Raw genomic sequence first — 14,313 nt, forward strand, 5'->3', positions numbered from 1 at the left:
GACATGGTGAGCAACCGTCCCGCCCGGCACGTCCGCCGCCCCGACGTCCGTCGGCGCCGGCCCGTGGTGCGGCTCGTCCTGGCCGGAGGGGTCCTGGTGGGCCTCGGGGCCGGGCTGACGAGCGGCGCGTGGACCGACTCCGCCTTCTTCCAGTCCGCTGCGAGCTCGGCCAGCGTCGACCTGCAGGCGTGCGTCACGGCCACGCCGACGAACCCGTCCCCCACGTGGACCTGCACGCCCGCCGACACGAGCGGCAACGCCGCGGCGATCCTGCCGTCGACGACCTTCTCGGGCATGACGCCTGGGCACGTCTACACGACGAAGATCCGCGTGCTGAACAACGGGACCGCGGCCCTGACGGTCACGGTGGGCTACACCGCCCTGGCCGAGCCCCTGACCGGCACCGCTCCCAACGCGACGGTGGCGCTCGACACGACGTCGTTCGCCCTGGCGGCGGGCGCCGCGCAGGTGGTCAACCTCACCATCACCACACCCACCACGTGGGACCAGTCGCACGCGAACCAGAGCAGCGCCGCGGCGCTCCAGGTGCTGGCGACCGGGACCGCCAGCTGACGACGACCGCGCACGGCACGACGAGGGAAGGAGCGCCGGTGGACGGAGCGTCCGGGCCGCGAGGTCGGCGGTCCTCGCTGCGCGCGCTGCTGCGCTCGCGCGCCGTCGTCGTCCTCGGCGCCACTCTCGCCCTCGTGGCGGTCCGCGCCGCGACGGGACCCACCTCCGCTGCCTGGACCGATCCGGCCTACTTCACGGCTGCGGCGTCGTCGGGATCCTGGGTGGCGGCCTCGCCGTTCGGCACCTGCACGGTCGTCACCATGGCCGGGGTCCCGGTCGCCGGGCGCACGTGCACCGTGACGGGTCTCGTCTACGTCGACTTCGGCGATGGCAAGCCGGTCGGGCAGCGCACCGGACACATGAACCTGACGCTCGCCACCGACGCGCGCTCCGACGGTTCCGAGCAGATCCGCCTCGACCTTCTGCTGGCTGCCACCACCGGGCTGCCGACCAACTGGATCTGGACGAACGCCGCCGTCACCGGCGGGAACCTCACGGCCTACCCGGGGTACACCTGTGCGACGCTCACCCAGCCGGGGGCGCCCCTGACGGCCTACGCACCGGGTTGGGTCTCCACCACCGGGACTGCCCAGTTCCAGATCACGGAGCAGCGCTCGTCCGGGAAGAAGTCCAACTACATCTGCACCTAGGCGCGCCGGCGTGACCCGTGCTCCGCCCGCGGCTGGGACCAGCCTGTGAGTTGCGTCACCGCAGGTCGCAAAGGCTCCGGGCGGGAACATCCCAGGAGTACCACACGTTCTGACGGTCAAGATGAAGCGATACGAAGACCTCGAGCACGACGACGGAACAGTCGTCCGGTACCGGCGTCACGACAACGGTGACGGCCTGGTGGCGGCGGGCGCCCACGTGGCGGCCACCGCGTACATCGCGTCCTCCGCGTGGGTCGACCCGGGCGCCGGGGTGGGCGCGAACGTCCGCATCGGCGACCACTGCTGGGTGGAGCCGGGCGCCAAGCTGCAGCCCGGCGCACAGCTGGGCACGCACGTGCACGTCGGCCGCGACGCGGTCGTCGGCACCGGCGCGCGCCTCGGCAGTCGCGTCACCGTCGGCAGCGGCGCGGTGGTCGATCCCCGCGCGGTCATCGAGGCGGAGACCTCGATCCCCTCACGCACCGTGGTGCGCCGCTCCAGCCGGGCGTCCGCCTGGACGCCGGCGGCCTGACCCGCGCGAGCCGCCCGCCCGACGAGCCCGCGCTGGCAACGCGCTTGCCCGCGCCCACAGAGTTCCGTGAACCCTGGATCGTGCTCAACGGTCCAGGGTTCACTGACGTTCGGCTCCGGCCACGGCCGGGTCAGCCGCCCAGCAGCTCGCCGAAGCTCGGCACGTCGTCGAAGAGGCCGGCACGCCGGGTCGGCGCCTTCGCCGCGATCCGGTCCGCCAGCTCGGTGGCCGCGCGGCGGATCCGGTCGGGCAGCGACTTGACGTCGTCGACGTCCTCGGCCCAGTCGTCGGTCGCCGCGAACACGCTGGTCGGGACCACGTCCGCGTGCAGGTACGTGAACACCGGCCGGACGCCGTACTCCAGCACGAGCGAGTGGCGCGAGGTGCCGCCGGTCGCACCGAGCAGCACCGGCGTGCCGGCCAGAGCGGTCGTGTCGAGCACGTCGAGGAACGCCTTGAAGATCCCCGCCGCGCCGGCCGTGAACACGGGCGTGACGGCGATGACGCCGTCCGCCGCCGCGAGGGCGGCCTGCGCCTCGGCCAGCGGGGCCGCCGCGTAGCCGGTGAGGGTCATGTTGACCACCTCGTGCGCCAGCTCCCGGACCTCGACGACGCGCACGTCGGCCTGCCGGCCGCGCGCCGCGAGCTCGTCGTGCACCGCCTGGGCCAGCCGGTCCGCCAGGAGCCGGGTCGACGAGGGCTGCGAGACCCCGGACGACACGACGACGATCGACGCCTTGCTCACGTGAACGTTCCTTCCACCTGCCGCTGTCCTTGTGCGATGAACGCGCCCCCGGCCGCCCCCATTCCGCAGCGTCGAGGGTCGTGGCCGCCACGGCCATCCAGCCCTCGGACGTCGGGAACGGGCGGCCGGCGGTCGCCGGCGCGCGATCAGCCGCGTGCCGTGACGGCGTCGGCCGCCTCGACGTCGTCCTCCGCCGTCCTGCCGGTCCAGTGGTCGGCGGCGGCGACGGCCTGCTCGTGCACCTGCCCGGCGGCGCGCGCCGCGGCGACCATCTCGGCGTGCGTCGGCGGGTTCGCGGGGACGTCGGCCGGACGACGAAGCTCGGCCTCACGGCGCAGCACCGGGACCACCTCGGTCGCGAGGATGTCGATCTGCTCGAGGACCGTCTTCAGCGGCAGGCCGGCGTGGTCCATGAGGAACAGCTGGCGCTGGTAGTGCCCCACCTGCTCCCAGAAGGCGCCGTAGCGGTCGATCACCTGCTGCGGCGACCCGACGGTCAGCGGCGTCTCGCGCGTGAAGTCCTCCATCGACGGGCCGTGGCCGTACACCGGCGCCTCGTTGAAGTAGGGCAGGAACTCGTTCCACGCGTCCTGCGACCGCGGCCGCATGAACACCTGGCCGCCGAGCCCGACGATCGCCTGGTCGGCGCGGCCGTGCCCGTGGTGCTCGTACCGCTCGCGGTAGAAGTTCACCATCGCGGCGGTGTGCTCCATCGGCCAGAAGATCGCGTTGTGGAGGAACCCGTCGCCGTAGAACGCGGCCTGCTCGGCGATCTCGGGGGAGCGGATCGAGCCGTGCCAGACGAAGGGCGGCACACCGTCGAGCGGGCGCGGCGTCGAGGTGAAGCCCTGCAGCGGGGTGCGGAACTTGCCGCTCCAGTCGACGACGTCCTCGGTCCAGAGGCGTCGTAGCAGCGCGTAGTTCTCGACCGCCAGCGCGATCCCCTGCCGGATGTCCTTGCCGAACCACGGGTAGACCGGCCCGGTGTTGCCGCGTCCCATCATGAGGTCCATCCGGCCGTCGCTGATCACCTGGAGCATCGCGTACTCCTCGGCCAGGCGCACCGGGTCGTTGGTGGTGATGAGAGTCGTGGCCGTCGACAGCGTGATGTGCCGGGTGCGCCCGGCGAGGTAGCCGAGCATCGTCGTCGGCGACGACGGCACGAAGGGCGGGTTGTGGTGCTCGCCGGTGGCGAAGACGTCCAGCCCCGCGGCGTCCGCGTGCTCGGCGATCGTCAGGATGTTGCGCACCCGCTCGGTGTCGTCCGGGGTGCGGCCGGTCGTCGGGTCGGTGGTGACGTCTCCGACGGAGAAGATGCCGAACTGCATGGTCGCCTCACGATCTATGCGTTTGCATGAACATCCGCCTCAACCGGGCGCCCCCGGAGGGTATTCCACCGGTTGGGACCTTTGGCCCACGAAGCGTGTATCTGACGCCGCGTCATCGGCTCCTTCGTTCCCGGTGCGCCGAGATCCGGCGCAGGAAGGAGTGCCCGACGATGTCCCTCGCCACCGGCGCGACCACACCCGCCGTCGCCCCCGCCGCCGGCTCCCTGGAGGCCGCCCTGGCGGCGGCCGTCCCCCGCGTCCACCTGCCGGGCTCGCCGGCGTACGACGAGCTGACCGCGACCATGAACGCGCTGGTGCGGCCCACGCCCGCGGCCGTGGTCGAGGCCACCTCGGCCGACGACGTCGCGCGGACCGTGCGCATCGCCGGCGCCTTCGGCGTCCCGGTCGGCGTCATGAGCACCGGGCACGGCACGGAGGACACCATGGCCGGCGCCGTGGTGGTGGCCACGCGGGCGCTCGACGACCTCGTGGTGCGCCCGGCGGAGCGCACCGCACGCATCGGGGCCGGCGTGCGCTGGCGCGACGTGCTGGCCGCAGCGGCCCCCCACGGGTTGGCCGGGCTGTGCGGCTCGTCGCCGTCCGTCGGCGTCGTCGGCTTCCTCACCGGCGGCGGCGTCGGGCCGCTCGCGCGCTCGCACGGGCTGTCGGCCGACCACGTCGTCTCCTTCGAGGTCGTGACCGGCGACGGGCAGATCCGTCACGCCTCGGCCGACTCCGAGCCGGACCTCTACTGGGGCCTGCGCGGCGGCAAGGGGACGCTCGGCATCGTCACGTCGGTCGAGCTCGAGCTCGTCGAGCTCCGTGAGGTCTACGCGGGCTCGCTGTGGTTCGACGAGGCCGACGTCCCGGCCATGCTGCGCACGTGGGCCGTCTGGTCGACGCTGCTGCCCGACGAGGGCACCACCTCGGCGGCGATCCTGCGCCTGCCCCCGATGCCGGACGTCCCGCCCTTCCTCACGGGCAAGACCGTGCTCCAGGTGCGGTTCGTGTGGACCGGCGACCCGGCCGTCGGGGAGGAGATGATCCGGGCGATGCGCGGCGTGGTGACGCCCCTGGCGGACACCGTCGCCCTCATGCCCTACGAGCGCATCGGCGAGGTGCACGCGGACCCCGACGCGGCGATGCCGATGCGCACGGAGCACGTGCTCCTCGACGACCTGGACCCGGCCGGCGTCGAGCGGCTGCTCGACCTCGCGGGTCCGGGCTCGGCGACGGTGCAGCTGATGGTCGAGGTCCGCCGCACGGGCGGGGCGCTCGAGCGCCCGCTGCGTGGCGAGACCGCGTTCGCGGCACGTGACGCCCGGTGGTTCGTCTTCATGATCGGGCTGGTGCTGCCGGGGACCGACGAGCTGGTCGCGGCGGACGCCCGCCGGATCGTCGACGGCCTGGCGCCGATCGCACGTCCCGGCGGGATGCCCAACTTCGTACCCCGGTACGGGGCGGAGTGGGCGCGCCAGGCCTTCCCGGCGCGGACCGCCGAGCGGCTCGCGGCCCTGTCCCGGCGCTACGACCCCGCGGGGGTGCTGCTCGGCGGGCGGCTGGTGCGGGAGCTGTCACCGCTGCCGTGAGGCGGCGCGGTCAGTGGCGGGTGGGCCCGGGCGTCCTCGGGTGCCAGCGGCTCGTCGCCGGCGGCATCGGCGCCTGCAGCGGCGTCGCCGTCGCCGAGGGCTGGGGCGTCGGGCCGTCGGTCGGAGCGTCGGACGGCGTCGGGGTGGCGGGTCCGGCCGGTGCGGCGACGAGGGCCGGCGCGGCGGCGGTCACGGTCGGGTCGGCCGTCGGGGTCGCCGTCGCGGTCGGGTCGACCGTCGGCGTCGCGGTCGCGGTCGGGTCGCTCGTGGGGCTGGTCGTCGGCACCGGTGTCGTGGGCGCCGAGCTCGGCAGCACGGTGAAGCCGACGGTCGCGCTGTCGGTGTAGATCGCCCCCGTGCGGCCGACGGCCGAGGGCGCGACGAGCGCGGCCGCGCCGAGCACGCCGACGAGCGCGAGGCGCAGCCAGGCCCCGGCGCCCGCCGGCCGCGGCCCGGCGCCCGTGGGCCGCGGATCGGGTCGGTCAGTCGAGGAGGAGCGCATCGAAGCTCCGTCCCTCGGCCGGCTGCCGCACGGGTGCCGGGCGGCGCCGGTCACGCACCAGCGCCGCGAGCTCGAGGGCCCCGAGCGCGAGGAGCGGCGGCACGAGCATCGTCGCCCGGCCGCGTGGCGACCCGGTCCACGCCAGGACCGTGCCCCAGTGGTGGTGCCAGCCGATGACGACGCCGCGCACCCGGCTGACGGGGGTGGCGTTCGGGTCGGGCGTCGAGTTCGCGTCGCCGCGCGTGACGATGTAGGGCTGCAGGATCGGGTTCCCCGAGCCGTCGAGCACGGGCACCATGCGGCCGCTCGCGGTGTCCTCCTGCAGCGCCGGCAGCTGGCGGAGCTCGACGATCCGGTGCGTGACGAGGCTGTCGCTGCCGACCGGGCGGAACGTCACCACCTGGTCGACCTTGAGCTCGGAGGCGTCGGCGATGGTGCGGAGCACCACCACGTCGCCGGCGACGAAGCGCGGCGCCATCGAGCCGGAGGTCACCACGAGCAGCCGCTGACCGTGCACCTGGTACCAGAGCGGCACGGCGAGCGACGTCGCGTACGCCAGCCCGCCCACGGCGACGACCGTCCAGAGCAGGGCGCCGACCGCGATCCGCCACCAGGGGCGCCGGGGCCGCGCGGGCGTGCTGCGCACGGGCGGTCGCGGCGCGCGCCGGTCGACGAGCCGTGCGATGTCCTCGGCGGTCACCATGGCGGGCTACCTCACGGGGTGGACGTCGGTGAGGCGGTGTTGTTCACCACCTGCTCGGCGTCGAACCGGAGCGAGACGTTGGCGGCCGTGTTCTGGAAGTCGTTGGTGCTGGCGGGGTCCATGGCGAGGCGGACGCACAGCGTCTGCGTGTTGGTGCCGCCGCCCAGGATCTCGGAGTCACCCGTCTGCGGGCCGACCTCGGGCGAGCCGAGGATCGGCGTGTAGTCGCTCACCACGAGGCCCTGCTGGGTGCCCGCCACCGTCGGGTCCGTGGGGACCGGCGTCGTCGCGGTGCAGCCCGTGGCGTCCGTGACGTGGAACACCGACAGCGTGAGGGCCGACCGCAGGTCGCCGGTGCCCGGGACTCCCGTGCCGGCGCTGTTCGTGGGGTCGGGGGTGGGGCTCGTCGTGCGCGTCGCCAGGAAGGACACCGCGTAGCGCAGCGCCAGCGAGCCGGTGTTGTCGACCTGGATCGGCTGCACGACGACGTCGCCGGGCGCCATCCCGCCCTGGGGCATGGTGAACGAGAAGCTTCCGAGCGAGAGGTCGACCGTGCCGGTGAGCAGGTCACCGGCGGTCGTCTCGCGGTCGGTGAACAGGGCGTTCGTCGTGAGCGACGTGACGCCGATGCCGGCCAGCGCGAAGATCGCCGCGGTCGCACCCAGGCGCCGCCAGCGCGAGATGTCCGTCCGCGGCGGCGTCGGATCGATCATCTCCTGCAGAAGGTCGTCGACCATGGGGTCTCCTCGGGCGGTCGCAGACGTCGGGCACGTCCTTCAGCCGGTATCGGCACGTGGCCGTCGGTCATTGAGGGTGTATCGGTCATTTCACCGGGATCCTCGGCGGGGTCGGCGCCGGCTCGTCCTCCGACACGCCGCTGCGCCGCGGCCGGACCAGCCGGCGCCGCGCGTCGGCCACGTCGCCGGCCGGTGACGGGTGCGCGTAGAAGAAGCCCTGCGCCTGGTCGACGCCCAGCCGGGCGAGGATCGCCGCGGTGTCGGCGTCCTCGACGCCCTCGGCCACCACGTGTAGGCCGAAGGAGTGGGCCAGGTCGACCATCGCCTGGACCACCAGCTGGGAGCCCTCGCGGTTGTCGTCGTGCAGGTCGGACACGAAGAGCCGGTCGATCTTCAGCACGCTGACCGGCAGCTCGCGCAGCTGGGCGATCGAGGTGTTGCCGATGCCGAAGTCGTCGATCGCGACCTTGACACCCAGCGCGCCGAGGCGCTCGAGCACCGGCACCACGCGCGAGGTGTCCGCGATGAGCGCGGTCTCCGTGATCTCCACCTGGAGCAGCGAGGAGGGCACCTCGTACTCGGCGAGCAGCCGCTCGATGAGGTCGACTACGGCGCCGTTGGAGACGTCGTGCGCCGACAGGTTGACGGCGACCGGCGTCCTGCGCCCCTGCGTGCGCCACTGCGCCAGCTGCCGCACCGACTCCCGCAGCGCGAAGGCGGTGAGGACGTGGATGAGGCCGGACTGCTCGGCGAGCGGGATGAACGAGCTGGGCAGCAGCATCCCGTGCACAGGGTGCCGCCACCGGACGAGCGCCTCCAGCCCCACGATCCGGCCGGAGGCGAGGTCGACCTTCGGCTGGTAGTACATCTCGAGCTGGCGCATCCGCTCGTCGTCGGCCACGGCCACCGGGTCGGCGGCAACCGGCTCGGAGGCCACCTCATCGGGCGCCGCGTCCTCGTCGGGCTCCGCCGCGGTGGCGAGAGCCGCCTCGGCCGCCCCGCCGCCCTGCTCGTCGAGCGCGCGGTGCAGGTCGCCGAGCAGCTCGAGCCGCGCGGGGGACGAGTGGTCCTCGTCGGGGTCGTAGACCGCCACACCGGTGCGGCGGACCTTGGCCGAGTACATGGCCACGTCGGCGGTGCGCATGAGCGAGGAGGCGTCGGCGGCGTGGTCGGGCAGGCACGCGACGCCGACCGAGGGTTCGACGTGCAGCTCCATGCCCCCGAGCCGGAACGGCGTGGCGAAGAGGGAGCGGATCCGCTGCGCGAGCCGTTCGGCGTTCGCCACGGTGCGCACGTCCGGCAGCAGCACCGCGAACTCGTCGCCACCGAGGCGGGCGACGATGTCCTCGTCGCGCAGCGCGTCGCGCATCCGGTCCGCGACCTGCTCGAGCAGCTCGTCCCCGCGGTCGTGACCCAGGGTGTCGTTGATGTCCTTGAACCGGTCGATGTCGAGCAGCACGAGCCCGACACGGGTGCCCTCGGCCTGGGCCTGCTCGATGCCACGGCGCATCCGGTCGGCGAGCAGCCGGCGGTTCGGCAGGCCGGTGAGCGAGTCCAGCAGCGCCAGGCGGGCGTTCTCGAGGGCGGTGGACTGCAGCCGGCGCGACGTGGTGTGGACGGTGCGGAACAGCAGCAGCCACAGCAGCGCCAGGCCCGCGACGACGACGAGCGTCACGGTGCGCACCGCGTCGGCGAGCGCCTGCTGCGACACGGCCTGGTCGATCATCACCTCCGCGGCGCCGACGATTGCCGTCGGCGGCTGCGTGCCGACCGCGGTGTCCGGCGACGCGGTGTCGCTGGCCTTGACCGGGACGTAGACGTCGAGCACGGGCCGCTCGGTGGAGGCGAGCGCCTGCCCGCCGGGCATGGACCGGACGTCCGTGATGAGCCGCGCGTCGGGCTGGCCGGTGGCCCGCACGTTCTCGTACCGCGTGGTGTCGGGCAGCCCGGTGGTGGTGTTCTCCGCCGTGGAGTACATCAGCCGGCCGTCGCTGCTCCACAGCCGCAGCTCGACGAGCTTGTCCTTGAAGCCGGCGGTGGCGGAGGCGACGGCGGCGTGCGTCGCCTGGTCGAGGATCCCGGTGCGGAACTCCTCGGCGGTGACCGGCGCGACCGCGTAGGCGCTGACGGAGGTCGCCGTCACCGTGCCGAGCCGGACCGCCTGCTGGCGCATCACCGACGACGACACCCACACCAGGGCGAGCCCGAGCGCGACGACGGAGACGAGGCTCACCATGACGAAGTAGCGGGTGAGGCCCAGCCGGCGACGGGCGACTCGTGGCACGTGCACCTCTCCTGGCCGAGGACCACTGGCGAAAAGGGTAAGGACCGGCGAGGCGAACGGCGACATCGGAACGCGTCGCCACGTCGTGTTGTTGCTATCGGCATGACGTACGAGGTGGCCAAGAGTCCTGAGCAGTGGAAGGTCGAGCTGGACCCGCAGGAGTTCGCGGTGCTGCGGCTGGCCGCGACCGAGCGGCCGTGGACCGGCGCGCTGCTCGACGAGAAGCGCGAGGGCGTGTACCGGTGCCGCGCGTGCGGCAACGAGCTGTTCCGCTCGCAGACGAAGTTCGACAGCCACTGCGGCTGGCCGAGCTTCTACACGCCGCTGGCCGGCGACCGAGTCGAGCTGATCGAGGACCGCAGCCACGGCATGGTGCGGACCGAGGTGAGGTGTGCCCGGTGCGGGTCCCACCTGGGCCACGTGTTCGACGACGCGCCGCAGACCCCGACCGGGGACCGGTACTGCATGAACTCGCTCAGCCTGACGTTCGAGCCCGTCTCCGAGGCCTGATCTGGCTTCTCCGGGCGGGTGCGTGACGCATCCGGGTGATGCGTGCGCGACACCCCGTGGAAGGCCTCACCGGCGCGGCCCGCGCTGCCGATAATCCTCAGCGTGGAGGACGTGCTGACCGTGCGGCGGTGGCGGCGCTACGGCGCCGACCGGCTGTACGTCACGCACGAGAACGGCCAACCGGTCGGCTCGGTCGACCTCCAGTCCGGCGAGGTCGTCGCGTCCGACCCCCTCCTCGAGGCCGAGGTGCGCCGCGCCGCGCAGGCCTACCTGCGGTCCGACCTGCCCGAGCTCGTCGTCCCCGCGCAGCGGCTCGCCCCGCCCGACGAGGCGGAGCTGCGCGACCTGCAGGTGGCGCTCGAGGCGTGGCTGGGGACCAAGGGCGACGAGCCGGGTCCGGCCCGCGCCAGCTCGATCGGCGAGCGCCTCGACCGGCTGGCCGACGAGGGCTGGGCGACCGTCCACGACGTCCCGCTCGGCCGCCAGGGCACGTGCGTCGAGCACCTGCTCATCGGTCCGGGCGGGTTGTTCACCGTGACCGAGCGGCGGCACCCCGGTGCGGCGATCGTCGGCCGCGGCCGCGCGATGTCGGTCGACGGGCGTCCCGTCGCCTACCTGCGCGACGCCCGGCTCGAGGCCACCCGCACCCAGGACCGGCTGCTCGCCGCCGGGTGCGCCCAGATCCACGTCCGGGCCGTGCTGGTGCTGCAGGGCAAGCTCGACGTCGACGTCCTCACCACGGCCAACGACCCGCTCGTCGTGGCCCGGCACGAGGTGCCCGGCCTCTTCCGCCGGATGCCGGTGGCGCTCGACGAGCGGCGCGTGCAGGCGCTGGCGCGGGTGGCGCGCCGCGCCAGCACCTGGCTGGGCTGATCCGTCCGGGACGACGCCGGCCGCCGGAGCCACTGCCCCGACGGCCGGCGTCGTCGTGCCCGCGGCTAGTGCGCGGTGGTCGCGCCCGCCTCGTCGTGCTCGCCCGCCTCGAGCTCCGCGAGCGCGTCCTCGACGAGCGGGGCGAGGATCTCGTCGGCCTCGTCCTCCAGCTCCATGCGCTGCTCGATGCCGGACCGCTGACCGAGCGGGACCTCGCGGAGGAAGAAGACGGTCAGCAGGGCGACGACCGCCAGCGGCGTGCCGATGAGGAACAGCTCGGAGACGCCGTCGCCGAACGCCTTCTCCACGACGTCGCGCACCGGGGCGGGCAGGGTCGCCAGGTTGGGCAGGCTGCTCGAGCCGGACCCGCCGAGCGCCGCCGGGTCGATCCCGATCGCGGCGAGCCCCTTGACCATGAGGCCGCTCACGCGGTGCGAGAGGACCGCGCCGAGGACCGAGACGCCGATCGCGCCGCCGAGCGTCCGGAAGAAGGCGACCGCCGAGGTGCCGGCGCCGATCTCCCGCACGTCGAGCGTGTTCTGCACGGCCAGGACGAGGTTCTGCATGAGCATGCCGACGCCCGCGCCGAGGATGAGCATCCAGGCCGAGACCAGGACGAAGCTGGTGTGGTAGTCGATGGTGCCCATGAGGCCGAGGCCGGCGGACATGATGACGCCGCCCGCGAGCATGAAGCGCTTGTAGCGGCCGGTCTGCGTGATGATCCGGCCCGAGATGGTCGACGACAGGAAGACGCCGACGATCATCGGGATGGTCAGCAGGCCGGACTCGGTGGGCGTCCGGCCGCGGGCCAGCTGCATGTACTGCGACAGGAACACCTGGGTGCCGAACAGCGCGACGCCGACCGAGACCGAGGCGATCACCGCGAGCACGAAGGTGCGGTTGCGGAACAGCCGCATCGGGATGATCGGCTCGGCGACGTGGTTCTCGATCCACACCGTGGCCGCGAGCAGGGCGACCGAGGCGCCGAGCATCAGGCCGGACTGCCACGAGACCCACGCGAACGACGAGTCCGCGAACGTCACCCACAGCAGCAGGAGCGCGACGCCGACGGACAGGGTCAGCGCGCCGAGGTAGTCGATCGAGACCCGCTCCTTGCGGGACTTCGGCAGGTGCAGCGTGCGCTGCAGCACGACGATCGCGCCGATGGCGAACGGCAGACCGATGAAGAAGTTCCACCGCCACGACAGGCTGTCGGTGATGACGCCGCCGAGCAGCGGGCCGCCGACCATGCCGAGGCCCATGATCCCGCCGAGCAGGCCCATGTACCGGCCCCGCTCGCGGGGGCTGATGATGTCGGCCATCAGGACGGTCGCGAGGGCCGTCAGGCCGCCGGCGCCGATGCCCTGCACGGCGCGCCAGCCGATGAGCTCGCCCACGTTCTGGGAGAGGCCGGCGAGGGCCGACGAGACCACGGTGATCGACAGCGCCAGCTGGATGAGCAGCTTGCGGTCGACGAGGTCGGCCAGCTTGCCCCAGATGGGGGTGGTGATCGTCGTCGTCAGCAGCGTCGCGGTGACGACCCACGTGAAGGACGACTGGCTGCCGCGCAGGTCGGTGATGATCCGTGGCAGCGACGTGGACAGGACGCTCTCCGCGAGGACCGCGACGAGCATGCCGAGGAGGATGCCGGACAGCGCCTCCAGGACCTCCCGTCGGGTCATGGTCTCCCGGTGGACGCGGTGGTGCGCCTCGAGCGGCGCGGCCTGCGCCGAGGTGGTGGTGGTCATGGCGGTGCTCCAGCGGTGGTGGTCGGGCGCCGCCGACGACGGAGCCCTGGGTGGGGGTGTCGTCGTCGACGTGGTGGGGGCGGCGCCCGGTGGCGCCGGGCGGGTCAGGCGGGGACGGCCGTGGGTGACCCCGGTCTGAGGGCGGCCGCGCGCTGCAGCGCGCCGGCGTAGGCGGGGCAGCCGGTGGCACCGGCCACGCTCGTGACGAGGTGGTCGAGCGTGGTGGCGGCGACCTTGAGCTCGTCGACCGACCACCCGGCGAACGTGATCTCCGCCTTCACCTGCATGACGGCGCGCAGCTCGTCGGCGTACGCGCGGCCGGCGGCGGTGAGCCTCAGGTGCCGGGCCCGGCGGTCGCCGTCGACGACGGTGCGCTCGACCAGGCCCTCGGTGACGAGGTCGCTCACCTGGCGGCTGGCGACCGAGATGTCGACGCGCAGCGCCTCGGCGACGTCACCGACCCCGACCTCGCCGTCCTCGCCCGCGCCGTCCAGCAGGCGGGCGATCGCCATGGTGGCGCGCGTGGAGGCGTGGTCCTTGGCGACGCCCTGCGACATCTCGCGCAGCAGGCGGCCCATCCGCTCCATGGCGCCGATGATCTGCGCCTGGGCCTCCGCCCGCTCGTCGTCCACCGTCGTGCTCCTCGATTGGTTGCGTAACGCAAACACTGTAGGTCGACTATTTGCTGTTTGCAAGTGGTCGCCCGCGCGGGGTCGGCAGGAGAGGATGGACGCATGACGAGCGGACCCGACAACGGCGGGGCGGCGCCGCGCCCGCGTCGCCCCGTGCTCGTCGACTCCACGGCGGACTGGCATCCCGGGGGCGTCGACCCGGCGCTGCGCGCGCAGGTGGCGCACGCGACGGCGGCGGCCCTGGTCAGCGGCGGTCGCGCCAGCGCCGACCCCGCGGTGCTCGCGCGGCTGCTGGCCCTCGTCGAGACCGAGGGCCTCGACGTGGTCGCCGCGATGTGGGCCGACAGCCCGCCCGAGAGCCTGCCGGGCGCCCTGTGGCGGCTGTACGTGCTGCGCGAGTGGGTGCGGCGCGACCCCGCGACGGTCGCCGACCGCTACCGCCAGGGCGTCGACGCGGCGCCCGTCGAGGGCGCGGTCGCGGGCGTGGCCGTCCCGCCGGGCCCCGCGGACGTGCGTGCGGTGGTCGACGCGGTGCTGTCGGGCGTCTACACCGGGGACCTGGCGACGGCGCTCGAGCGGGCGGCGGCCTTCTGCCGGGTCCTGGCGACGGGGGCGGCCTTCGACGCCGACCACCTCGACCTCGTCGACCCCCGGGGCGCCGAGCGGCAGACCCGCGGCGCGTCGTCGCTGCTGCGCACGGCCGACGAGCTGGCGCGCGCGGGTGAGCTGTGGCGCCAGGGCCGGCTCGAATGAGCCGCCACGTACACTGGTGGGGCGTCGGGCCGCGGTAGCCCCGGGCTCCACTTGACGCCGCTTCGAGCGGCCACGCGCCGAGAGGCGCTCCCGGCCCGACGCTTCACCTGCCAGGCGGGGTCCCGTCCACATCCTGGCTACCGGGGGTTCGGGT

15 protein-coding genes are annotated in these 14,313 nt (G+C 73.8%); 7 read left to right on the forward strand and 8 right to left on the reverse strand.

Annotated features, from left to right (window positions below; translation table 11 throughout):
- Positions 1-3 precede the first annotated feature (3 nt).
- The 3 genes from BGO37_RS14640 to BGO37_RS14650 all read left to right on the forward strand — a co-directional run bounded on the left by BGO37_RS14640 (position 4) and on the right by BGO37_RS14650 (position 1,755).
- Positions 4-573, forward strand: coding sequence for a hypothetical protein (locus BGO37_RS14640; protein WP_291756033.1), 570 nt, complete (start codon positions 4-6; stop codon positions 571-573).
- Between the two features lie 38 nt (positions 574-611).
- The gene (locus BGO37_RS14645; RefSeq protein WP_291756036.1) at positions 612-1,223 is read left to right on the forward strand and encodes a hypothetical protein; all 612 of its coding nucleotides are present in this window, start codon (positions 612-614) and stop codon (positions 1,221-1,223) included.
- Between the two features lie 121 nt (positions 1,224-1,344).
- Positions 1,345-1,755 (forward strand): transferase, encoded by a 411-nt coding sequence (locus tag BGO37_RS14650; protein WP_291756038.1) that lies wholly within the window; start codon positions 1,345-1,347, stop codon positions 1,753-1,755.
- Positions 1,756-1,885: 130 nt separating this feature from the next.
- Here the strand turns inward: BGO37_RS14650 and BGO37_RS14655 are convergent, their stop codons facing one another.
- Together BGO37_RS14655 and BGO37_RS14660 are read right to left on the reverse strand one after the other, a co-directional pair.
- A complete protein-coding gene (locus BGO37_RS14655) occupies positions 1,886-2,500 on the reverse strand; it encodes a CE1759 family FMN reductase (RefSeq protein ID WP_291756039.1) in 615 nt (204 codons plus the stop codon).
- A 146-nt stretch (positions 2,501-2,646) separates the two neighbouring features.
- Positions 2,647-3,828 (reverse strand): LLM class flavin-dependent oxidoreductase, encoded by a 1,182-nt coding sequence (locus BGO37_RS14660; protein ID WP_291756040.1) that lies wholly within the window; start codon positions 3,826-3,828, stop codon positions 2,647-2,649.
- A gap of 170 nt (positions 3,829-3,998) precedes the next feature.
- Here BGO37_RS14660 and BGO37_RS14665 point away from each other — a divergent pair, with 170 nt between their 5' ends.
- The gene (locus BGO37_RS14665) at positions 3,999-5,417 is read left to right on the forward strand and encodes an FAD-binding oxidoreductase (RefSeq protein ID WP_291756042.1); all 1,419 of its coding nucleotides are present in this window, start codon (positions 3,999-4,001) and stop codon (positions 5,415-5,417) included.
- 10 nt (positions 5,418-5,427) lie between these two features.
- Here the strand turns inward: BGO37_RS14665 and BGO37_RS14670 are convergent, their stop codons facing one another.
- The 4 genes from BGO37_RS14670 to BGO37_RS14685 form a co-directional block, all read right to left on the reverse strand.
- Complete coding sequence (locus BGO37_RS14670; RefSeq protein WP_291756044.1) at positions 5,428-5,919, reverse strand: hypothetical protein; 492 nt, start codon at positions 5,917-5,919, stop codon at positions 5,428-5,430.
- Positions 5,900-6,622, reverse strand: coding sequence for a signal peptidase I (locus BGO37_RS14675; protein WP_291756046.1), 723 nt, complete (start codon positions 6,620-6,622; stop codon positions 5,900-5,902). The genes BGO37_RS14670 and BGO37_RS14675 overlap by 20 nt, the downstream gene beginning before the upstream one ends.
- 11 nt (positions 6,623-6,633) lie before the next feature.
- Positions 6,634-7,359, reverse strand: a complete 726-nt coding sequence (locus BGO37_RS14680) for a TasA family protein (protein ID WP_291756048.1) — start codon at positions 7,357-7,359, stop codon at positions 6,634-6,636.
- Positions 7,360-7,444: 85 nt separating this feature from the next.
- A complete protein-coding gene (locus BGO37_RS14685) occupies positions 7,445-9,643 on the reverse strand; it encodes an EAL domain-containing protein (protein ID WP_291756050.1) in 2,199 nt (732 codons plus the stop codon).
- Positions 9,644-9,745: 102 nt separating this feature from the next.
- Here BGO37_RS14685 and msrB point away from each other — a divergent pair, with 102 nt between their 5' ends.
- Together msrB and BGO37_RS14695 are read left to right on the forward strand one after the other, a co-directional pair.
- Positions 9,746-10,153, forward strand: coding sequence for a peptide-methionine (R)-S-oxide reductase MsrB (gene msrB, locus BGO37_RS14690; RefSeq protein ID WP_291756052.1), 408 nt, complete (start codon positions 9,746-9,748; stop codon positions 10,151-10,153).
- A 102-nt stretch (positions 10,154-10,255) separates the two neighbouring features.
- The gene (locus BGO37_RS14695) at positions 10,256-11,026 is read left to right on the forward strand and encodes an NERD domain-containing protein (protein WP_291756055.1); all 771 of its coding nucleotides are present in this window, start codon (positions 10,256-10,258) and stop codon (positions 11,024-11,026) included.
- A gap of 65 nt (positions 11,027-11,091) precedes the next feature.
- Here the strand turns inward: BGO37_RS14695 and BGO37_RS14700 are convergent, their stop codons facing one another.
- Positions 11,092-12,774 carry an MDR family MFS transporter gene (locus BGO37_RS14700; protein ID WP_291756057.1) on the reverse strand — a complete coding sequence of 561 codons (1,683 nt, stop codon included), beginning with the start codon at positions 12,772-12,774 and terminating at the stop codon, positions 11,092-11,094.
- 104 nt (positions 12,775-12,878) lie between these two features.
- Entirely contained in the window at positions 12,879-13,406 is a 528-nt protein-coding gene (locus BGO37_RS14705) for a MarR family winged helix-turn-helix transcriptional regulator (RefSeq protein ID WP_291756059.1), read from the reverse strand.
- A 102-nt stretch (positions 13,407-13,508) separates the two neighbouring features.
- Between BGO37_RS14705 and BGO37_RS14710 the strand changes: the two genes are divergently transcribed.
- Positions 13,509-14,159, forward strand: coding sequence for a hypothetical protein (locus BGO37_RS14710; protein WP_291756060.1), 651 nt, complete (start codon positions 13,509-13,511; stop codon positions 14,157-14,159).
- Positions 14,160-14,313: the final 154 nt, after the last annotated feature.

Source organism: Cellulomonas sp. 73-92 (genome assembly GCF_001898175.1).
Classification (GTDB): Bacteria; Actinomycetota; Actinomycetes; order Actinomycetales; family Cellulomonadaceae; genus Cellulomonas.